Source organism: Hymenobacter setariae (genome assembly GCF_007713685.1).
Classification (GTDB): Bacteria; Bacteroidota; Bacteroidia; order Cytophagales; family Hymenobacteraceae; genus Hymenobacter; species Hymenobacter setariae.
The window spans coordinates 349,983-370,342 of record NZ_VMRJ01000004.1; the positions used below are offsets into that span (position 1 = coordinate 349,983).

Here is a 20,360-nt window from a genome sequence, read left to right on the forward strand (position 1 = left end):
TGTTTAGTCAGGGTGAGAGGTAGCAGCTAAGCGCTAGTACCACACAAAGGTACCGCCCTATTTTTTACCTGAAAAGTACCTAAGCTAAACAATTAGAAATGATAACTCAGCCGCTGTTAAGGCTGCTGCTCGCCCCTAGCTTGCCGTCCGAGCTTGCTGTGCTTTTTACCGTAGCCGAAGTAGATGGCCATACCCACTGCCAGCCACACGGCCAGCCGCAACCACGTTTCCCAGGGCAAGCTTACCATCATCACAAGGCAAGTAACGATACCTAGGATGGGCACCACCGGCACCCACGGCGTACGGAAGCTGCGGGGCGCATTGGGGTTCGTGCGGCGCATAATGAGCACCCCTAGGCACACCATTACGAAGGCTAGCAGCGTGCCGATACTCGTCATTTCGCCTACTACCGAGATGGGCACAAAGCCCGCAAACAACGCGATAAAGGCACCTAGGAGCAAATTCGACTGCACTGGCGTGCGAAACGTGGGATGCACTTTAGAGAAGGCTGGCGGTAGTAGCCCGTCTTTCGACATTGAGAAAAATACCCGCGACTGCCCCAGCAAATCAACTAGAATAACAGAGGTATAGCCAATGAGAATAGCTCCGATGATAGCGCCACTCAGCCAGCCATAAGGCGTTTTTTCGATGGCGATGGCCACTGGCGCGGCACTGTCCTTAAACTCTTTGTAGTTGGCCAGGCCAGTCATGACGTAGCCAAACAGCACGAACAAAATGGTGCAGACAATGAGCGAGCCCAGGATGCCGATGGGCATATTGCGCTGCGGATTCTTGGTTTCCTGGGCCATGGTAGCCACAATGTCGAAGCCAATAAACACGAAGAACACTACGCCCGCCCCGCGCAAAATGCCGCTCCAGCCAAATTCGCCAAAAGTGCCCGTATTAGTCGGGATGTAAGGATGGTAATTGGCCGGGTCGATATAATTCCACCCTAGGGCGATGAATACCAGCACCACGGCCACCTTCAAGGCTACCACCAAGGCATTGAACCAGGCCGAGCCCGATGTGCCCCGAATAATGATAGCCGTAATGGCAAGCACCACAGCCATGGCCGGCAGGTTGGCGTAGCCGTGCACGACTGAGCCATCGGCCAGGGTAGCCGTTTCGAAAGGCGAGAGCACCAGCCGCGCGGGCAGGTGCAAGCCGTACTTATCCAGAAACTTGAGCAGGTACTGCGACCAGCTGATGGCCACCGTTGCCGCGCCCACCGAGTACTCGAGCACAAGGTCCCAGCCGATTATCCAGGCAAATAGCTCGCCCATAGTGGCGTAGGAGTACGTGTAGGCCGAGCCCGCTACCGGCACCAGCGCCGCAAACTCGGCGTAGCACAGCGCCGAGAACGCGCAGCCTACTGCCGCCACCACGAAGGAGAGCGTCACGGCTGGCCCGGCGTGGTTGGCCGCCGCGAGGCCCGTGAGGGAGAACAAGCCTGCCCCGATAATCACCCCAATACCTAGGGCAATGAGGCTGATGCCGTTGAGACTGCGCTTGAGCGTGCCGGTGCCCGATTCGGCCGCTTCCTGCCGCAGCAGTTCGAGTGATTTTTTTAGCATAAAGTGTATCGTAGACTCCGCGAGCCTGCGCTTAATAATGACCCAACTACTTCCGTACGCAGTTGCGCCCGGCTAGTCGTAGTCAACCCTTAAAAATGAAAGACTTACTTGGTGCTTACCCGGCTCAACAGCACCCGGCACCTTGTGCAGGGCTACCAACTACGTGAGAAATACCAGGAAAAAGAGAAAAAACAGCCACGGGCTTTTATATGGGCCACCATAGTTTGGGGGCCGGTCGGTTGGCACCGTTCCGCTGAGGCGGGGGTTGCCGGCGCGTCGCAGAGCCTATCTCTCAGCGCCTCTTTATAAAAACAAGCTTGGGCCTAGGTAGCCGTACTTGACTAGGGCAAAGGTACGCTAGGTGACTACTTCCACGCTTGTGAGCCGCGCAATGCAAACAATAATTTGTACACCCGCTGCAAGCCAAATGTACCCTGTTCGCCATAATCCACAATGGTCTTGACCTTCCCGTTGGCATAGGTAATAGTTAGCGTACAGGTAGGTTGGTCGCTAATACCGACCGAATATTTTTCTTCCAACTGTGGAAAATCTAAGTAATTAAGCAGAGTCCATAGCTCCTTTATAGTCGGCGCATCAACCATCGCGGTGAATGTTCCCTTTTGCTTATTATATGCTTTGGCCCGGTAGGTCGCGGCCCCATTGCGGGACAGGCACAGGTCGAATATCGGGCAGCTGCCAAAGCAGGCTTCCGTGCTGAGCGCTATCTGTTGGATTTGGTAGTCTTTCGGTGCTCGGTTGTACTCAATAAACCCTGGCTCTTTGAAGACCAACGTATCGGCTTGACACACTAGTTGCGGGCTAATATTAGCTCGCAGCTTCTGCAGCCTACCGTACAAAACATGGGCATACCGAATAATTGGCTTTTTGTTCAGATAACTTACTTGAGCCACAGCACAATTATACTCACCCTTAGCTAGCCAAACTGACTGCAAGCCTGGCTGGCGCTTGTTTAAAATGCAAATAATATTTCTTGCCGACAAAAAATGTTTGCTATTGCGGCCAGTTACCAGCAAATCAGTGCGTCCATCTCCGTCAAAATCAGCTTTCACCCAGCTCCGACGTTTTTCTGGGCTGAGACACAACTGTGTAGTTGTACAGTTTGGGGCAAGCGAGTCAGCTACTATAAACCCATAGCAATAGTCTCCCCAACGCCGCACGAACTGCTGTACCTGCGCACGTGTAGTAAGGCTATCTATTGCTGTAGCAGTTTGCACACCACTTAATGTTTGGTAGTTGTCATTCTGCTCACAGCCGACGCACACAACGGCTGACAGACCTAGGAACCAAGATAGAGAGCGGATGAGCATAGTAAGAAAGGCCATAAGTAAGTCTAGGCTTTTGCGATGCCAAACTCACACATAATGCACAAACTGTCTATTCATCTACTCAGGCAACCCGTCTTGCCCCCAGGCGTTGAGTTCGGCTTGTAGGTTGCGGCGGGCGGGCGCGTCTAATTCCCCGCGCAGAGCAGGCGTGTGAAAGAGTACTGGGGCAGCGAGCAGCTTGGCGAGCACTTTGCTGCGGCCGGGGCGGTAAAGCTCTTCAGGTACTAGCTGATACTCGCGGCGTATCTGGCGGGCATAGTCCCAGTAAGCTGCTTCTGAAGCACCTAGGATGCTTAAATCAGCATCCAGAAATAAAAGCAAGTCTGAATCAGCCGGTGGCTGGGGCTGGGTATGGTCTTGGGTACGCCGGATGAGGTCGGCCACGCGCTCGCGGCGAGTGGGCTCTAAGCTGGTTTCTTGCAGAAAAGCTAGCGCCCACTCAGCGCTCTTGGCTTCATTATCAGCGCGCAGGGCGTCATACACGGCGTCGTGGTACCAGACGGCTAGCTCTACCACTACCCCGTCCTGCAAGGGATGCGCCTCTACCCTATTCAGCAGGTTTTCAATGTGCCCTAGGGTGTGGTAATGGCGCTCGGGCGCATCGTAGGCGTCGGCCAAGCGCTGTAGCTCGGCTTCGCGGCGGGTGGTGTCGGGCAGCAAGGGCGCAGTAAGCGCGTGCCAGCGGGCGGCGAGCGTAGGCGTAAGCATGCGCCAAAGAAACGCATACTTACGCTTAATCGCTGAATTGGTCTTCTAGGGCTCGCCCACGCCTAACTGCTGTAGCTGGTCGGCATACTTGGCGTATATCACCTGTAGGTCGGCGCGGTGCTTGTCGGCATCTACGCCGATACTCACGTTGTGCGTATGAAAGCGGTGCAGGTGACTGATGTGCGGGCACACCACTGGCAGGTGCCCAGCCAGCAAAAAGCGCACGTAGAGGTCTAGGTCTTCGGCCATGGCTAGCTCGGCATCGTAGCCGCCTACCTGGTCAAACAGTGCCCGACTGTAGCATACGTTGCCTTGAATAAAGTTTTCGGCCCGAAAAATGGCTTGCAGCATTTGGCGCGGCGACTCAAACTGCCAAGCGTAATAATCCTCGTTGGGCAGGTAGCGGCGCTGCTCATCCATGCGCAAGAAATCGGCCACTAGCCACGGGCGGCCGGGGTGGCGCTGTATCTCGTCGGCGTAATGAAACAGAGTGCGCTGCAGCATGATGTCGTCATCATCGAGCGGCACAATCCAGGTATCGGCCTGGGCCTGAGCCACGAGTTGGTTGCGGCCCCAGCCGGGGCGCTGCAGCTCGGGGTGCTGCCAGTAGCGGAGGGCCGAGCCAGGCTGCGTAGCCGCCTGGGCTAGCACCTCGGCGGTCTGGTCCGAGGAGCCGGTTTCGTAGAGTAGGTGCTCCCACTGTACCTCGAGGGGAGCGGCGGCAGTGGCGCGCACGCTGGCAATAGCTTCGGGTAAAAGGTCTGCCCGCTGGTGCGTAGGCGTGATAACGGTAAAGTGCATGAGGTTTTTAACTGAGAAACTAGCGGCCTAGGCTACCCAAAGGCCACAGGCAGGCACCAACTTTCTGCCGACCCGCGGCGTTATGCCAAGAGCCGGGCTAGTGGTGGCCCGCCCGCTTATGCCTACGTTTGTTGTTACCCTACGTTTACCCGACTCGTTCGGCGAGGACTTCATCGCCCTCATTCCCAGTCACCGGGATTTTATAAATCGCCTGCTTGCCGACCATATTATCGAGGCCTACGCCATCAGCGCCGACCGCAGCCGTGGCTGGGTTACGATGAATGGCGAAAGCGCGGCAGCCGTGCGCGCCGTGGTCGAGCAGTTTCCGCTCTACCAGTACTTGCAGCGCATCGAAATAGACGAGCTTTTTATCTTTGACAGCGCGGCCGCTCGGTTTCCGCGCATTAGCCTCAATTAGTTTTCTTTCGCTTTCCTTTCTTCTGCACTTTGTCTTTCCGTATTGCTACCCGCGCGTGCGCCGGGCGTTTTAGCTTCCTAGGTGTGGCCGCTGGGCTGGCCCTGCAAGTAACGGCTCACCCAGCCGCCGCGCCGGCCCTGCCATCCATCACCACGCCACAATTGATGAGCCAGCTCACGGTGGCTATCCAAAACCTGAAAACCCTGCGTTGCGCCGCCGATGCCAGCGAACGTATTGGCACTAAATACGTCAAGGACCACTCGGTGATGAAGCTTGCCTTCAATCCGTTGCGCGTGTACCTTAAAAATGGCAAAGGCGTGGAGGTCCTTTACCTCACGGGCCAGAATAACGGCGACGCTTGGGTCAACCCTAATGCTTTTCCCTACGTCACGCTCAGCTTGGCGCCCGAAGGCTCACTTATGCGCAAAGGTCAGCATCACACGGTGTTGCAAGCAGGCTTTGGCACTATTACCGACCTACTAGAAGGGTCAGCCAACCGGCCCGACAAGTCATTTAATCGCTCGTTTCGCTACGCAGGCGATACTACCGTGCAGGGCCGCCCGCACTACATCCTGCGCTCCGATTACCCGCAGTTTCGCTACGTAGTCTACAAAGCCAGCAAAAACGAAACGCCCGCAACCGTGGCCGCTCGCTTTGGCTGCGGCGAGTACCGCATTTTGGAGCGCAATAAGCTCGATGTTGGTGAAAAGCTGGCTGAAGGCCAAGTGGTGCAGGTGCCCAATGCGTATGGCCGCCGTACCCTCGTGGTCGTGGACCCTAAGACCTTCCTACCCACAGCCGTGGCGGTGTATGACGACCGCGGCCTCTACGAAAAATACGAGTTCTCCAACGTGGTAGCCAACCAGCCCATTCCGCCGGCTGAATTCACAAAAACCTACCAAGGCTACCACTTCTAAACCACAGATTCAAACGGGTTGGACGGATAGAGCGGATACGCCTGCCTCCGACCAATCCGTTTGAATCTGTGGTTTAGCGGCGCATGGTTTTTTCGATTTGGTCCCACATAGCTGGGGTAAGGGCACCTAGCTTATTAAACTCGCCGGCGCCATTGAGCCACTCGCCCCCGTCTATGGTGACAACTTCTCCATTGACGTAAGCCGAAAAATCGGATACTAGGTAGGCTGCTAGGTTGGCTAGCTCCTGGTACTGCCCCACGCGCTTGAGCGGCACACTGGCAGCCGGGTCGAGCTGACTAGCCAAGGGCTCAGGAAAAAGCCGACTCCAAGCGCCTTCTGTGGGGAATGGCCCCGGAGCGATAGCATTGGAGCGAATGCCGTACTTGGCCCACTCCACGGCTAGCGAGCGCGTAAGCGCCAGCACTCCCGCTTTAGCCGCTGCCGAGGGCACCACAAAGGCCGACCCCACCGAAGCGTAGGTAGTTACAATATTAAGAATAGTGCCAGGCTGCTGCTCCGCTATCCAGCGCTTGCCCACGGCCAGGGTGCAGTTGTAGCTGCCTTTCAGCACAATATCCACAATTACATCAAATGCTTTGTGGCTTAGGCGCTCGGTCGGGCTAATAAAATTACCGGCCGCATTGTTCAACAGCACATCCACCCGGCCGAATTCTTCGTAAGTGCGCGCTATCATTGCCTCTACGGCTTCATACTTCCGCACATCACATGCTACGGCCAGCACCTTCCCACCCGTTTGCTGGCGTAGCTCGGCCGCCGTCGCCTCTAGTACCTCAAGTTTGCGGCTTGTGATGGTCACATTCGCCCCTAATTGTAAAAAGTACGTAGTCATGGCACGGCCTAGGCCAGTGCCTCCCCCCGTTACGATGATGGTCTTCCCCGCCAAAGCATTGTCGCGGAGCATGGGTTGAGTGTTGGTTGGGCTCATGGGGACTTACTGTTTTTTACGCAACGCAAAGATGACACTATACAACTGAAAAATACTGAACGTCTATTGTCGGGCTTTTAACCGGCAAGAAGGCCATTTCAACGAAATGCTCCGGTATTATTTTAAGATTTATGTGCATCTTGCATACTTATTACTCAAGCTTAGATTTAAGCATTAGTTCAAAATCTTCATGCCTTTTTCCCCTGCTACTACGGGCGCTACCGTAGCAGTGCTGGGTTGCGGTTGGCTAGGTCTGCCACTGGCCCAAGCCCTCCTAACTCAGGGCTATCGAGTACTGGGAACTACCACTACCCCTGAGCAACTGCCGGTGCTGGCAGCTGCAGGCATCGAGCCTCACTTACTACAGTTGGGTGCTGATTTCAGTGCGGACGACGAGCTTCGTTTGACCGGCATTCTCCGCCAAGCCAACATTCTAGTTATCAATATCCCGCCTCGCGCAGCAGTAGCAGGCGGCTATCCACAGCTGTTGCGCCCGGTGCACCGGGCAGTAGCCGCGGCTCGCCTGCAGGCGGTATTGTTTGTGTCGACCACTGGCGTGTATCCCGATGAGCCTCGGCTTATGCGTGAGCAGGATGCCATCAGTACTCGCGATGCCTCGTCCGACGTGCTGCGTACCGAAGGTCACTTTGTGCCGCGCTATGGGCAGTGGCAAAGCACGGTGGTGCGCCTAGGTGGCCTCATAGGGCCAGGCCGGGCGCCGGGCCGCTTCTTGGCTGGCCGCCAAAACCTAGCGCAGGGCGATGCCCCCGTTAACCTACTGCACCTTACCGACGCAGTCGGCGTGCTAGGCACTATCATCAAGGAAAGTATCTGGGGCTATACCCTTAATGTCTGCGCTGCCTCGCATCCGCCGCGCCGCGAGTTTTACGTAGCCGCCGCCGAGTACCTAGGCCTTACGCCTCCCACCTTCCGCCCCGAGTTCAGCACCAGTAAAATCATTGATAGCAGCTTGTTGCGCACGCTCGTGCCCTACACATTCCAGCACGATGACGTGCTAGCTGCCATTCCATATTGTAGCCTAACGTAATCGGCAGGAGGTATCTTTGTAAGATGCCGTTGTCTCTTTCTTTGCCCCCTGTTGCGCCAGTAGCACCGGGCCCGGTAGCCGGGCCTATTGTTGTGCTAGGTGGTGGAGCAGCGGGCTTTTTTGGCGCTATTGCCTGCGCCGAAGCTCACCCTACGCAGCCAGTGCTTCTGCTCGAAAAAAGCCCGAAGCTGCTCGGCAAGGTGCGTATTTCGGGCGGCGGGCGCTGCAATGTCACGCATGCCTGCGAGTCGGCGGCTCAGCTCATTCAGCACTACCCGCGCGGCGGTCGGCAGCTCAAGGAGGCTTTCCAAAAGTTTGGGGTCGTTGATACTATCGCCTGGTTTGCCAAGCGTGGCGTCGCACTCAAGACAGAAGCCGACGGCCGCATGTTTCCGACTACCGACAGCAGCGAAACCATCGCCCGCGCCCTCGAAGACGCTGCCCGCCAGGCCGGCGTGCGCATCTTCACCCGCACTGCTGCCGAGCAGATTGTGCCGCTACCCGCGGGCGGCTTTTCGCTTACGCTCAGTGGCGAAGGCAGCGCGGCCCTAGGTACCACGTTGCAGGTGAGCCGCTTACTAATAGCCACGGGCGGCAACCCTAAGTCGGGAGCCTACGACTGGCTGCGCAAGCTGGGTCACACGGTGGCCGAGCCGGTGCCCTCGCTTTTCACCTTTAATGTACCGGCCTCACCCCTGCGCGAGCTGCCCGGCGTGAGTGTACCCCATGCCCGCGTGGTGATAGCTGGCGAAAAGCTACAATACGAAGGCCCGCTGCTGGTAACGCACTGGGGGGTGAGCGGCCCTGCCGTACTCAAGCTATCGGCCTGGGGCGCCCGCCGCCTGCACGAGCTAGGCTACCATAGCACAGCCCTCATCAACTGGGTACCGGCCCACACCGATGAAACGCTGCGGCCCTGGGTGCAACAGTTTCGCCTCGATAATGGCAAAAAGCAGGTGGCGGCCCATCCGCAGTTTGGCTTGCCCACGCGCCTGTGGCGCACACTGGTCGAGCAGGCCGGCCTAGGTCCCGAAACGCGCTGGAGCGACGTGCCAGCCAAATCCCAAAACCGCTTGCTAGAGCTACTGCTACGCACGCCGCTGCAAGTGCAAGGCAAAACGACCTATAAAGAAGAATTTGTAACCTGCGGCGGTATTCCGTTGGCCGAGGTCAACTTCAAAACCATGGAAAGCCGCCGCGTACCAGGCCTCTATTTTGCAGGCGAAGTACTTGATGTGGACGGCATTACGGGCGGATTCAATTTTCAGGCGGCTTGGACTACGGGCTTTCTGGCGGGGCAGGCAATGGCGGCAGCCACAGCACCGCAGGTGGTAGCCTAGGGTGGCCGAGGGCAGCACAAAATAGGGGTATCTCGGCGCTGGCCGTAACCTTGTGGGCGCTGTGCTAGTAAACCCAGCAGAACCCTCCCACTTTAATTTTCTTTCCTGTCATGGAAGCCAAAGTAACCCAGACCGCCCTCAACGCCCTCATCACTGTTCTTAAGGATGGCCAGAAAGGCTACGCCGACGCGATGGTTGACGTAAAGGACCAACACCTGAAAGACCTGTTTAAGAAATATTCGGCCCAGCGCGCTAGCTACGTTACTGAGCTGGAAGACCAGATGTTTAAGCTTGACCTTAAGCCTGACACTAACGAAGGCTCGTCGATTGCTGGTGCTATCCACCACGCTTGGATTGACCTGAAATCTGCTGTAACCGGTCACGATAACCACGCTATCCTTGCCGAGTGCGAGCGCGGTGAAGACGTAGCTAAGAAGGCTTACGAAGAAGCTTCTAAAGTTCAGGACCTGCCCAGCGAACTGAAATCAATCATCGAGAAGCAGTCACAAGGTGTATTAGCTGCTCACAATGAAATCCGCAGCCTGCGCGATTCCTCTAAATAGACTACCCTTATTTAACTGATGTGGCAGAGCCACCGCATTTAGCGGACTGACCATTATTAGTTTACCACTCTTCCTTTTTCTTGAAAGCAAACTAAAAGGGCCACCCGTTGGGGTGGCTCTTTTTCTTGTTTTACTCTTTTTCAAAACAATAGCCTATTGATGGCTTCTTGCGCTTTTACCTATCCCCTAGGTATTACTATCAGCAACGAAGGGGCGCAAGCAATACTAACTTAAAAAAGGCCACCTAACGAATTAGGTGGCCTTTTTTAATTAGCTAGACAGCCTGCCACAAACAAGCGTGTCTCCAATATAATCTATTCGTCGAAGCTTTCGCGCTTGCCGCCGTAGCCACCGCGGTTGCCACCGTAGCTACCGCCACCTTGGCCACCTTTGTAGCCGCCACGCTGGTAGCTGCCGCCTTCGCGGCTACCGCCACCAAAGCCCCCGCGGCTACCGCCGCCGTAGCTGCTACCGCCATCGCGGTTGCCTTTGTAGCCACCGCCATAGCTGCTGCCACCTTCACGGCGGTCGCCGTAGCTACCACCCCGGTTGTTGCTGCCGTAGGGCGGGCGGCCACCTTCGCGGCGGTCACCGCCAAAGCCACCACGACGCTCACCGTCGCCGAAGCCCCGGCGCTCGGGACGGTTCTGGCCTTCTTCTTTAGCAGCCGCATCTTGCACAGGCGTAGCAATGCTAAACGTAACCGGCTGACCTTGGATGCTGCTACGACCTAGCTGGCTTACTACCTCATCGGCAAACTCAGCAGGCACTTCTACAAAGCTAAACTTATCGTAGAGGGCGATATCGCCTACTTTGTTGCCTTGCAGAGCCGTGTTCTCCGAAATCAATTCCACTACATCGCGGGGATGCAAGCGGTCTTTCTTGCCCATGCTGATGAAGAGGCGCGTGTAGCCGGGGCGGCTAGCCCCACGCTCGCGGCCAGCGTCGAGGCTTTGCTCAGCGCGCTTGTCTTCTTTCATCGTCATCTTGAGCAGCGCGGCGGCGATGTCAAGCGAAGTCACGTCTTCGCTCTGGTCGAGCAGGCGCTGCACGCGGCTTACGTACTTGTCGAGGTTGCCTTTCTCAATCACTTCTTTGATTTGATTGAGGAACAACGTGGTTTTCACCTCCGACACATCAGCAAAGCTAGGTACTTGCTCTAGCTTGATATCAGCCTTGGTGAAGCGCATGATGTCGCGCAGCTTGTAGATGTCGCGGCCACTCACAAAAGTGAAGGCGCGGCCATTTTTGCCAGCGCGGCCCGTGCGGCCAATGCGGTGCACATAGTACTCCTCGTCGGCAGGCAGGTCGTAGTTAAAGACAGCTTCTACGTTATCAACGTCGATGCCGCGAGCAGCTACGTCGGTAGCGACTAGGATTTCTAGAGTGCTTTTGCGGAATTTATCGAGCGTGTTCTGGCGCTGAGCTTGGCTCATGTCGCCGTGCAGGCCATCGGCAAAATAGCCCTTGGCTTGCAGGTCCGATACAATCTCATCAACCATGCGCTTCGTGTTGGCGAAGATGATAGTCGATTTGAGGTTGTACATATCAAGCACGCGCGTGAGCACGTCCTTCTTCTGTGGGCCGCGCACCTCGAAGTAGCTCTGCTCAATGTTCGACACCGTCATCTCCTTGTGGTTGACCTTTACCGTCTGCGGGTCGCGCTGGTATTTTTTGGTCATCTCCAGGATGGGCTTGCTCATCGTGGCCGAGAAGAACACCGTTTGGCGGTTCTCGGGCATTTTGCTAAGCACATACTCGATGTCGTCGCGGAAGCCCATATCGAGCATTTCGTCGGCTTCGTCGAGGATAATTTTGGTGGCTTTGTCGAGCTTCAGCGTGCCGCGCTCGATGTGGTCCATTACGCGGCCGGGCGTACCGATTACGATTTGCACACCGCGCTCTAGGGCACGGAACTGGCGGTCGTAAGACGAGCCACCATAAATCGGCACTACAGCCAGGCCTTTCTTATACTTGCCTAGCTTCTGGATTTCGCCCGATACCTGCACCGCAAGCTCGCGGGTGGGGCACAGCACAATTACTTGTACATCACGGCTATCACCGTTAACGCCCTCGATAGCGGGGATGGAGAAGGCGGCCGTTTTGCCGGTGCCAGTTTGGGCCTGGCCGATTACGTCTTTGCCAGCGAGCAGCACGGGGATAGCGGCCGACTGAATCGGCGAAGCTTCCTCGTACCCCATCTCGGTAATGGCGCGCTGCACCTCGGGCGAGAGGCTCAACTCATCGAAACGCACTTTTGCTTTATCAGCAGTTTTTTCTACTTTTTCGGGTTCCATATCGGAATGAAAGAGGGTATACGGCTACCCTAGGTTCCAAACCCAGGTAGCCTAAGGGGAATGAGACTACGCTCTGAAAACAGCCGGCTCAACAGCGGCGGCGCTTCTTCCCCCTCAACCTTTCCTAACAACGACAAGGCGGAAAAAATACGACCGAACTAAACGGGAACTACTCGGCAGCCTACTTCTTTACTCTGGGCCACCCCGGCCACTAAAATGGGGCCGTTCTCAAATGCGGGTGCAAAGGTACGTATTTTATTTGAAAAAAGCTATTATTCGTCTATTTTTAATCAGCTATTACTTGTATACCTCTAGGCCAATGCCCCTCGCGCCGACAACGACCTAGGGTAGTATAAACATAAAAAAGCGCGTTCCCGAGTTGGAAACGCGCTTTTTACAGCACTTTAAAGATTCACTAGCTTAGAGCAGCGATACTTTAACAGCGTTCGGGCCTTTACGGCCTTGAGCTTCTTCGTACTGAACTTTGTCTTTCTCGCGCAGCGACTTGGCATCTACGAGGTCCGTGACGTGAACGAAGATGTCTTCGCCAGTTTCGTCGTTTTTGATGAAACCAAAGCCTTTGGTCTCATTGAAGAATTTTACCGTTCCGGTCGGCATGATAAAAAAAATAAATTGGTGTCGTCAACGCCCGGCGTAACGCTGGGGACCTAAGATGTAACTACACCGGAGCGGACCGGAACAGCAACACAGAGCCTTGAGTTGCGCCAAAGATAGACAGAATTTCCGAACTTCACCCGTCGGCCAAAAAAAACTTCAGTTGAGTTTGTTGGTACTACTTAGCTGGCCAGCAGCACTAAGCTAGGGGCTTTGGGTTATCCTAACTGCTCCCACATGCGAGCCGCCAGCTTTCTGCCCTCCCCTACTTAGCGTTTATGGACACATCTAGCGCCCCCGCGCACGCCTTTCAGCACACCTTCACTGTCGAAGACTCAGATATTGACCAGCTCGGCCACGCCAACAATGTGGCTTATGTGCGCTGGGTGCAAGATGTAGCCGCCGCCCACTGGCATTCGCTCTACCCACCTAGCGCCGAGCAGTCGCCACAGGTGTGGGTAGTGCAGGAACACCAAATACGCTATCTGCGCTCGGCTTACGCGGGCGAGGAGCTGCGCGCCCTCACTTGGGTGGCCGACGTGAAAGGCGCCAGCTCGAAGCGTTGCACTCGCATCGAGCGTGTGGCTGACAGCCAACTGCTATGTGCAGCTGAAACGCAATGGGTACTGCTAGATGCGGGCAGCGGCCGGCCTATACGCGTACCGGGCGAAGTGGCGGAGCGGTTGATGTTCAGCCATTAATCAAGCAAAGCCGTGAATGCGAATAACGCTCGCCTTTTTGGTCTTTAGGTTGATAGTGGTGTTAAAAAAGCTGCTACCACCGTCGAAGACAATGACTTCTTCAGAGTTTAGATTTCTGTAATGAGAATCGTTACCCACTTCTTTAGCAAACGCATTTATCTCGACTAGTTTATCACCATTCTGACTAAGCGTGACTTTATACTGTATTCCATAGTTTGGTTGTACAATTCGCATATCACTAAATCGCTTAGAAATCCGTCGATTGTAATCCCTAACTGCATTTGCTAGAATATTCTTCATCAACTCAAGCTCTACTGAACTAAGCTCTGTGGCAGAGGGCAGCTTATAATATTCGTAGCTAGGACCCTTCGTGTTGACAATACTGTTATGCGCGAACGAATTAGATGCGGAATGACCAGAAAGTAGTCGAGCGTTTACTAAAACTAACCAGGAAGCTAGTAAAACTTTGTTGATAAGTACGCTCATAGATTTAAGAATCGTTTAATGCCCGCCCCTTTCCGCATCTATTCCGCCTCGGCCGGCTCCGGCAAGACGTATCAATTAACAAAAGAATACCTCAAACTGGCCCTAGGGTACCCACAGCCCGCCGACCCCACGGGTGAGCGCAGCTTCAACCCAAGTTATTTTAAGAGTATTCTGGCCATCACCTTCACCAACGATGCGGCGGGTGAAATGAAGGAGCGCATTGTAGGGGCGCTGCGGCGCTTTGCGCAAGGCACTGAGGACAAGCCGGATGCACTACTGGCAGAGGTAGCGACCGAACTGGCGCAGGAAGAGCAGTTTCCGCCGCACCTAGCTACGCCCGCTGAGTGGCAGCGCGAAGTGCGGCGCCGGGCAGCGGCCACCTTCAAGCTGGTGCTATACCACTATGCCGACTTTGCGGTGAGCACGATTGACTCGTTTGTGCAACGCATTGTGACGGCCTTCACGCGAGAGCTAGGATTGCCAGCGTCGTTTGAGGTGGAGCTGGATACTGATAGCGTGCTGCGCTCGGCGGTGGCCGCGCTGCTCGATAAGGTGAACCGCGACCCGCAGAGCAAGCTCTTGAGCCAAACGCTAGCTGACTATGCCCTAGGGCAAGCCGAACAGGGCCGCAACTGGAATAAGCTGCCCGATGAGCTATTGGACTTCGGCCGCAACTTGTTTAGCGAGAGTGTGCATGAGGCGGTGGCGCAGCTCGGCCAGAAAACAATGGCCGACTTCCGAACGCTGGACCAGGAGATACGCCAAAGGCTGCACGAAACCGAAGAAGCCGTACAGGCCCAAACCGACCGCGCCCTAGCAGCGCTAGCCAGCGCCGGCATCGAGGCCGAGCACCTAGCGGGCGGGGCCAACGGCATTCATGGGCACTTTCGCAGCTGGGAGCGCTGGCTAGGCGCCCCCGACGCCAAGGCCGATTTTCCGACGGCCACTGCCCGCAAGGTGGTGGAGAGCGGCAAGTGGTGGAGCGACAAAGCCAAAAAAGCCGGCTTGGTGCCGGCTGTGGAAGCTGTGCAGCCCGAACTGGAAGCGGCGTTTGGTGAGTTGCTGGATTTGCGCTTGACGCATCTACCCAATTACTTGCTGCTAAAGGCCTTGCAGCCATTCTTATTCCATGCCTCGCTGCTGAGCGAGTTGAACAAGCTGGTGGAGGAAATCAGCCGCGAGCGCAACGTGGTGCTGATTTCAGAATTTAACCGACGCATTGCAGCCATTGTGCTCAATGAGCCGGTGCCGTTTCTGTACGAGCGCCTAGGGGAGAAATATCGCCATTTGCTAATTGATGAGTTTCAGGACACGTCGGTGCTACAATGGAACAACCTGCTGCCGCTGGTCGAGAATGCGGTGGCCAACGGCGGCCTCTCGCTGGCGGTGGGCGACGCCAAACAAGCTATATACCGCTGGCGCGGCGGCGAGCTAGAGCAGATTCTGCGTCTCTACCAGCGCGACACGGGCGCCCTAGCATCGCGGGCCCGCGACGCGGACATGCAGCGCCTGCTGAGCGAGCGCTACTACACCCTGCAAAGCACGCTGGAGCCGCGTTCGCTGGCGGTCAACTTTCGGAGCGAGCCCGCCATTATTGGGTTTAATAATGAGTTCTTTACCTATGTGCGCGAGCGCAGTGTAGAGGGTGAGCTAGTGGCCGGCATTTTTGAGGATGGTTTTCAGCAAGCAGTGCCGGAAGCTGCGCCTAGGTCTCTACCAACCGGCTATGCGGACATAAGCGCTGGTGCGTCAGCAGGCCATGTTGAACTACTTTTTACCCAGAAAGATGCTCCGGCCCGCCGCTACGTGCCCACCACCGGGCAGTACCTCGACGAGCCCTTGCCGGGCTACCCAGCTGAGGCAGTACTCGACTATAATGAGAGTACCTGCTACCTGGCCTTGCAGCTTATCGAGCAGGCTCTAGCCGAGGGGCACCAACTACGCGAGGTAGCCGTGCTATGCCGCACGCGCTGGCAGAGCCGCCTGGTGGCCAAGTTCTTAAAAGAGCGAGGCTTTCCTATTATTTCGGCCGATTCGCTGGCGTTGCAGTTTGCTGAGGTAGTAAACCTGCTGGTGGCCATTATGCGGGTGCTGCACCAGAGCGGCGACACGCTGGCGCGAGCCGAGGCCCTACTGCTGGTCGATAAGGTGGTGCGGCGCGAGCCCCCTACCCCCGAGCGTGCCCGCCACATTGCCGCGGTAGCTAATGACAAGGAGAGCGGCAAGCCGTTTTTTGATGAGCTGCGCCGCCTGGGCTTCGAAGTAGAAGAACACAAAACGGGCAACCTAGGGCTGTATGAACTAACCGAGCGGCTACTAGGCATTTTTGGGCTGCTGGGGGCCAATGCGGAGAGCGATTATTTGTTCCGCTTCCTGGATTTGACGCTGGAGTTCAGCCTCAAACACGGCAACAACCTAGGGAGCTTTCTTACCTATTGGGACGAGCGCAAGGGCGCGCTTAGCATTAATGCGCCGGGCGGCACCGATGCTGTTACCATCACTACCGTGCACAAGGCCAAGGGCTTGGCCTATGGCATTGTCATTGTGCCCTTTGCCGACTGGACGCTGGTGCCCCGCACCGACACTATGCTGTGGGGCCACCTCGAAACGGCCCACAAGCCCCTACCCGATTTGCCCGACGTGGCCGTGGTGCGGCTCAACAAAAGCTTAGCCTACACGCCCCTGGCTGAGCAGGATGTGGAGGAGCGCGAAAAAACGCTGCTCGACGGCCTCAACACGCTGTATGTGGCCTTCACCCGGCCACGGCATCGGCTTTACATCATCAGCAAGGCGCCGGCCGAGCCGCGCAAAACCACCGGCGAACTACCCCTAACGGCTACCCCTGAGCCGGCCGCTACCCAGGGCCCGGCCCGCGATGTAGCCGACCTGCTAGCTGGCTACCTGCGCCACCTAGGCCGCTGGCAAGAAGAAACGACCAGCTTTGTGCTGAACCCAGGCACTACCCAGGCCCCAAGCACAAAGCCGCAGAAGCCAAGTGCCCACTTCGCCCTTACCAACTTGACCTCCACGCCTTGGAGTGAGCGGCTGAAGCTACGCCGCCATGCCACTACCGTATTTGACTTTGACGAGCAGGAGCACCTAGGCGAGTTCAACCGCAAGCTGCACTATGCCCTGCGGCGCTTGCTGTCGGCCCAGGACCTAGGGCGCTCGCTGCGCCAGCTGGTAGCCGAAGGCATCATCAACCAAAAAGAGCGGCCCGAACTCGAAACCAATTTGAAAGCGCTACTAGCCGACCCACGCCTGGCGCCCTACTTTGCCGAAGGCCTAGCCGTGGAAACGGAGCGCGAAATACTGGTGGGCGGCCACACGCACCGCGCCTACAAGCCCGACCGCATAGTGTTTGGCGAGGGTCCGAGCCGCGCTACCCAAACCGTGACCATGCTCGATTTTAAGTTGCCCCCGCCGCAGGACATTCATAAAATTCGTCTGCGCGAGTATGCCCGCCTGTTTCGGGAGCTAGGCTATGCCGATGTGCGTGGAGTTATCTATTACTTCGGCTCGGGCGAGGTAGTGGAGGTATAGCATCTTTTTTGGACTTTTGGGTTAGCCGATGGAGTTTTTTTGGCAGTCCGTTGTTTCCGGCCTATTCGCAATCAATTGCGCGTGGCTACGTTACTCTTCGGTTTGGCGCAACACCCGCGGCCTCGCGTCCGTCTATCCGTGCGCGGTCGTTTCTTGCGCCGCTTTTATTTCTCCTGAATGATTTCTAACCGCATTTCCTGCTGGCCGCGCCTGGCGCTGGCTGTTTCGTTGAGCATCCCCGCTACCGTTGTGGTAGCCCAAACTACCCCTACTCCCATTCCGGAAGCCGCCGCGCCTGCTACCACGGCTACTCCGGCTGGCCCCACCGTGGCCGAAGCCGCTGCTGCCCAATGGTATCTGCGTGACCCACAGCAGGACAAAACTCCCGGCGTGGGCGCCACCCGTACCTACGCCGAGCTGCTAAAAGGCCGCGTGCCCACCGCCGTGGTGGTGGCAGTTATTGACTCGGGCATCGACACAGCGCACGTGGACCTCAAGCCCGTGCTCTGGCGCAACCCCCGCGAGATTGCTGGCAATGGCATCGACGACGACAAGAATGGCTACATCGACGACATTCACGGCTGGAACTTCCTAGGGGGCAAAGACGGACGCAACATCTCGGTCGAGACCCTAGAGGTTACTCGCGTAGTAGCGAAGCTAGGTCCACGCTTCGCGGGCAAAACCAGCACGCAAGTAAAAGCTGCCGACAAGGCCGACTACGCCACTTATCTGCGGGCAAAGAAAGCCTACGATGCCAAACGCAAAGAGCTCACCGAGCAGCTCCAGCAGGCCGACCAAGGCACCAGCCCCATGGTATCGCTCTTCGACGCCCTCAAGCAAAAGCTAGGGGTTGAGAAGCTCGACACGACGACGCTGCGCAAAGTGGCGGCTCAAGTACCCGATGCTAGCCTGAAAACCGCGCTCTCGTCGCTGTACAAGGATATGCAGCAAGGCGGCATTGCCGATACCGACGCGCTGGTAGCCGAAATCAACAACGAGGTAAAAGACCAGCGCGACCAACTGAACTACAGCCTTAATACGAAGTTTAACGCTCGCGCTGACATCGTGAAGGACAACCCCGAAGATGTGACCCAGCGCGACTACGGCAACGCCGACGTAACCGGCCCCGACGCCTTGCACGGCACCCACGTGGCGGGTATCATTGCGGCCGCGCGCGACAACAACCTAGGTGTGCAAGGCATTGCGGGTGCGCCGGTGCGCGTGATGAGCGTGCGCGCGGTGCCCAACGGCGATGAGCGCGACAAAGACGTGGCCAACGCCATCCGCTACGCTGTAGATAATGGCGCGCAGATTATCAACATGAGCTTCGGCAAGGAGTTTTCGCCCCAGCGCCCGGCCGTGGAAGCCGCCTACAAGTATGCCGAGGCCAAGGGCGTGCTGCTCGTACACGCCGCTGGCAATGAAGATGATAACCTTGACGTGGCGCCTCACTACCCGGCTGCCTTCTACCTCAACGGCGCCGTGCCCACCAACCTACTGACCGTGGGCGCCTCGGGCCCTACCGACGACGAAAGCCTACCCGCCAGCTTCTCCAATTACTCTAAGCGGCAAGTAGATGTGTTTGCGCCCGGCGTAGGCATCTACTCTACGCTTCCGGGCAGCAAATATGGCTCGGAGAGTGGCACCAGCATGGCTGCTCCCGTGACGGCAGGCGTGGCGGCGGTGCTCAAGTCGTACTTTCCTAGCCTCACGGCGGCCGACCTAAAGCGAATTATTCGGGAGTCGGCGCAGGTGCACCACACGCAGGTGCTGGTACCTGGCGAAGGTGGCAAGAAGGCTGATTTTGCGACACTTTCGGCCACTGGTGGCATCGTTGACCTGTACGCGGCAGTGCAACTAGCGCTACAATTAGAAACAGCTAAAAAGCAATAAATCTTGGCGGAAGCAGGTTTTCTTACGTAAACTGGGTCATGCTTCCTCAATTATTCATTTTAGAGCGACTACGGCGGTTGCGGGCCGATGGACCGCAACCGCAGCTAGCCTTAGCTGCCGATGTAGCCGCCCACCCTGCTATTGCCGACGCGCACCAGCCAACCACTGGCCCAGCCGAATCGAACTTTAAGCGCCGGACCATCAGCGTATTTTACCTGGTGGCCGGCGTTTTTTCGGCGGCCCTAGGTCTGGAGGCATTCATGCTGCCCAACGGTCTGTTCGACGGTGGCGTCACGGGTATTTCGCTGCTCGCCGCACGGCTGCTGCCCGGCGACCCGCCGCTGTCGGTGCTGCTGGTGGTGCTCAACCTACCTTTTGTGTGGCTAGGCTACCGGCAGATGGGCCGCGGCTTTGCGTTGCGAGCATTGGCGGCCATTTTGGCGCTAGCTGTGGTGCTCGAAACGGTGCATTTCCCGGTAGTGACGCAGGATAAGATGCTGATTGCCGTGTTTGGGGGCTTCTTCCTGGGTGCGGGCATCGGCATGGCCATGCGCGGCGGTGGCGTGCTCGACGGCACCGAAATTCTAGCTGTGTACCTCAGCCGCAAGGCCAGCCTCAGCGTGGGCGATTTTGTGCTGGTACTCAATATCTTGATTTTTATCATCGTGGCCTTGGTGCTCGATGTGCCTACAGCACTTTACTCCATTCTCACGTACCTGGCTGCTTCCAAAACCATTGAGTTTGTGGTCAATGGTATTGAGGAATACACGGGCGTTACGATTATATCGGAGCACAGCGATGCTATCCGCCGGGCTCTCACCGAGCGCCTAGGCCGGGGCGTAACGGTATACGCCGGCCACCGTGGCTACGGCTCGCGCGGCGAGCGCCCCAATCCCATTGACATTGTCTTCACGGTGGTCACGCGCCTAGAAGTGACCCAAGTAACGGACGAAGTCAACCGCCTAGACCCCAAAGCATTCATTATCATGCATAGCGTGAACGACGCTAAAGGTGGTATGGTGAAAAAGCGAGCGCTGCATTAACTAAGCTGAGTTGGTGCTGTTAGGAGCTTAGAAGGCTACGAGATGAGCAAGTGACATTACTCACCTGCTCATCTCGTAGCCTTCTCGCTTTGATACACCGCCTCACTTAACTACCGCCTAA

17 protein-coding genes and 1 riboswitch are annotated in these 20,360 nt (G+C 56.8%); of the genes, 9 read left to right on the top strand and 8 right to left on the bottom strand.

Annotation, left to right across the window (positions count from 1 at the left end):
- Positions 1-116: 116 nt before the first annotated feature.
- The 4 genes from FNT36_RS16380 to FNT36_RS16395 all read right to left on the bottom strand — a co-directional run bounded on the left by FNT36_RS16380 (position 117) and on the right by FNT36_RS16395 (position 4,429).
- Positions 117-1,574 carry an amino acid permease gene (locus tag FNT36_RS16380; protein WP_144849890.1) on the bottom strand — a complete coding sequence of 486 codons (1,458 nt, stop codon included), beginning with the start codon at positions 1,572-1,574 and terminating at the stop codon, positions 117-119.
- Between the two features lie 202 nt (positions 1,575-1,776).
- Positions 1,777-1,886, bottom strand: a riboswitch (SAM riboswitch).
- Positions 1,887-1,939: 53 nt separating this feature from the next.
- Complete coding sequence (locus FNT36_RS16385; RefSeq protein ID WP_233635987.1) at positions 1,940-2,902, bottom strand: DUF6438 domain-containing protein; 963 nt, start codon at positions 2,900-2,902, stop codon at positions 1,940-1,942.
- A gap of 75 nt (positions 2,903-2,977) precedes the next feature.
- On the bottom strand, positions 2,978-3,628 hold the full coding sequence (locus tag FNT36_RS16390) for an HD domain-containing protein (RefSeq protein WP_144849894.1): 651 nt from the start codon (positions 3,626-3,628) through the stop codon (positions 2,978-2,980).
- A gap of 45 nt (positions 3,629-3,673) precedes the next feature.
- Positions 3,674-4,429 (bottom strand): glycosyltransferase family 2 protein, encoded by a 756-nt coding sequence (locus FNT36_RS16395; protein WP_144849896.1) that lies wholly within the window; start codon positions 4,427-4,429, stop codon positions 3,674-3,676.
- A gap of 118 nt (positions 4,430-4,547) precedes the next feature.
- Here FNT36_RS16395 and FNT36_RS16400 point away from each other — a divergent pair, with 118 nt between their 5' ends.
- Both FNT36_RS16400 and FNT36_RS16405 read left to right on the top strand, forming a co-directional pair.
- Positions 4,548-4,847, top strand: coding sequence for a YciI family protein (locus tag FNT36_RS16400; protein ID WP_144849898.1), 300 nt, complete (start codon positions 4,548-4,550; stop codon positions 4,845-4,847).
- A 29-nt stretch (positions 4,848-4,876) separates the two neighbouring features.
- Positions 4,877-5,764 carry a DUF1571 domain-containing protein gene (locus tag FNT36_RS16405; RefSeq protein ID WP_144849900.1) on the top strand — a complete coding sequence of 296 codons (888 nt, stop codon included), beginning with the start codon at positions 4,877-4,879 and terminating at the stop codon, positions 5,762-5,764.
- Between the two features lie 73 nt (positions 5,765-5,837).
- Here FNT36_RS16405 and FNT36_RS16410 read toward each other — a convergent pair whose 3' ends face one another.
- Entirely contained in the window at positions 5,838-6,710 is an 873-nt protein-coding gene (locus tag FNT36_RS16410) for an SDR family oxidoreductase (protein ID WP_144849902.1), read from the bottom strand.
- Between the two features lie 190 nt (positions 6,711-6,900).
- Between FNT36_RS16410 and FNT36_RS16415 the strand changes: the two genes are divergently transcribed.
- From FNT36_RS16415 to FNT36_RS16425, 3 genes are all read left to right on the top strand, one after another.
- Positions 6,901-7,758, top strand: coding sequence for a Rossmann-fold NAD(P)-binding domain-containing protein (locus FNT36_RS16415; RefSeq protein ID WP_144849904.1), 858 nt, complete (start codon positions 6,901-6,903; stop codon positions 7,756-7,758).
- Between the two features lie 41 nt (positions 7,759-7,799).
- A complete protein-coding gene (locus FNT36_RS16420) occupies positions 7,800-9,098 on the top strand; it encodes a BaiN/RdsA family NAD(P)/FAD-dependent oxidoreductase (protein WP_233635988.1) in 1,299 nt (432 codons plus the stop codon).
- A gap of 110 nt (positions 9,099-9,208) precedes the next feature.
- Positions 9,209-9,661: a PA2169 family four-helix-bundle protein gene (locus FNT36_RS16425; protein ID WP_144849908.1), complete on the top strand. Its 453-nt coding sequence runs from the start codon at positions 9,209-9,211 to the stop codon at positions 9,659-9,661.
- Positions 9,662-9,975: 314 nt separating this feature from the next.
- Here FNT36_RS16425 and FNT36_RS16430 read toward each other — a convergent pair whose 3' ends face one another.
- Both FNT36_RS16430 and FNT36_RS16435 read right to left on the bottom strand, forming a co-directional pair.
- Positions 9,976-11,958: a DEAD/DEAH box helicase gene (locus tag FNT36_RS16430; protein WP_144849910.1), complete on the bottom strand. Its 1,983-nt coding sequence runs from the start codon at positions 11,956-11,958 to the stop codon at positions 9,976-9,978.
- 420 nt (positions 11,959-12,378) lie between these two features.
- Positions 12,379-12,576: a cold-shock protein gene (locus FNT36_RS16435; RefSeq protein ID WP_144849912.1), complete on the bottom strand. Its 198-nt coding sequence runs from the start codon at positions 12,574-12,576 to the stop codon at positions 12,379-12,381.
- A 275-nt stretch (positions 12,577-12,851) separates the two neighbouring features.
- On the opposite strand from FNT36_RS16435, the gene FNT36_RS16440 reads away from it, so the two are divergent.
- Positions 12,852-13,274, top strand: coding sequence for an acyl-CoA thioesterase (locus FNT36_RS16440; protein ID WP_144849914.1), 423 nt, complete (start codon positions 12,852-12,854; stop codon positions 13,272-13,274).
- Here the strand turns inward: FNT36_RS16440 and FNT36_RS16445 are convergent, their stop codons facing one another.
- Entirely contained in the window at positions 13,275-13,760 is a 486-nt protein-coding gene (locus tag FNT36_RS16445) for a hypothetical protein (protein ID WP_144849916.1), read from the bottom strand.
- A gap of 18 nt (positions 13,761-13,778) precedes the next feature.
- Here FNT36_RS16445 and FNT36_RS16450 point away from each other — a divergent pair, with 18 nt between their 5' ends.
- From FNT36_RS16450 to FNT36_RS16460, 3 genes are all read left to right on the top strand, one after another.
- The gene (locus FNT36_RS16450) at positions 13,779-17,303 is read left to right on the top strand and encodes a UvrD-helicase domain-containing protein (protein ID WP_144849918.1); all 3,525 of its coding nucleotides are present in this window, start codon (positions 13,779-13,781) and stop codon (positions 17,301-17,303) included.
- A 177-nt stretch (positions 17,304-17,480) separates the two neighbouring features.
- Entirely contained in the window at positions 17,481-19,196 is a 1,716-nt protein-coding gene (locus FNT36_RS16455) for a S8 family peptidase (protein WP_144849920.1), read from the top strand.
- Between the two features lie 38 nt (positions 19,197-19,234).
- A complete protein-coding gene (locus FNT36_RS16460) occupies positions 19,235-20,239 on the top strand; it encodes a YitT family protein (protein WP_144849922.1) in 1,005 nt (334 codons plus the stop codon).
- The last annotated feature ends 121 nt before the right edge of the window (positions 20,240-20,360 follow it).

Excerpts from the sequence above, each read along its gene's own strand:
- FNT36_RS16430 (WP_144849910.1), bottom strand. The coding sequence starts at position 11,958 with ATGGAACCCGAAAAAGTAGAAAAAACTGCTGATAAAGCAAAAGTGCGT.
- FNT36_RS16445 (WP_144849916.1), bottom strand. The coding sequence starts at position 13,760 with ATGAGCGTACTTATCAACAAAGTTTTACTAGCTTCCTGGTTAGTTTTA.
- FNT36_RS16390 (WP_144849894.1), bottom strand. The coding sequence starts at position 3,628 with ATGCTTACGCCTACGCTCGCCGCCCGCTGGCACGCGCTTACTGCGCCC.
- FNT36_RS16435 (WP_144849912.1), bottom strand. The coding sequence starts at position 12,576 with ATGCCGACCGGAACGGTAAAATTCTTCAATGAGACCAAAGGCTTTGGT.
- FNT36_RS16425 (WP_144849908.1), top strand. The coding sequence starts at position 9,209 with ATGGAAGCCAAAGTAACCCAGACCGCCCTCAACGCCCTCATCACTGTT.
- FNT36_RS16415 (WP_144849904.1), top strand. The coding sequence starts at position 6,901 with ATGCCTTTTTCCCCTGCTACTACGGGCGCTACCGTAGCAGTGCTGGGT.
- FNT36_RS16395 (WP_144849896.1), bottom strand. The coding sequence starts at position 4,429 with ATGCACTTTACCGTTATCACGCCTACGCACCAGCGGGCAGACCTTTTA.
- FNT36_RS16400 (WP_144849898.1), top strand. The coding sequence starts at position 4,548 with ATGCCTACGTTTGTTGTTACCCTACGTTTACCCGACTCGTTCGGCGAG.
- FNT36_RS16455 (WP_144849920.1), top strand. The coding sequence starts at position 17,481 with ATGATTTCTAACCGCATTTCCTGCTGGCCGCGCCTGGCGCTGGCTGTT.
- FNT36_RS16385 (WP_233635987.1), bottom strand. The coding sequence starts at position 2,902 with ATGCTCATCCGCTCTCTATCTTGGTTCCTAGGTCTGTCAGCCGTTGTG.
- FNT36_RS16460 (WP_144849922.1), top strand. The coding sequence starts at position 19,235 with ATGCTTCCTCAATTATTCATTTTAGAGCGACTACGGCGGTTGCGGGCC.
- FNT36_RS16380 (WP_144849890.1), bottom strand. The coding sequence starts at position 1,574 with ATGCTAAAAAAATCACTCGAACTGCTGCGGCAGGAAGCGGCCGAATCG.
- FNT36_RS16410 (WP_144849902.1), bottom strand. The coding sequence starts at position 6,710 with ATGAGCCCAACCAACACTCAACCCATGCTCCGCGACAATGCTTTGGCG.
- FNT36_RS16450 (WP_144849918.1), top strand. The coding sequence starts at position 13,779 with ATGCCCGCCCCTTTCCGCATCTATTCCGCCTCGGCCGGCTCCGGCAAG.
- FNT36_RS16440 (WP_144849914.1), top strand. The coding sequence starts at position 12,852 with ATGGACACATCTAGCGCCCCCGCGCACGCCTTTCAGCACACCTTCACT.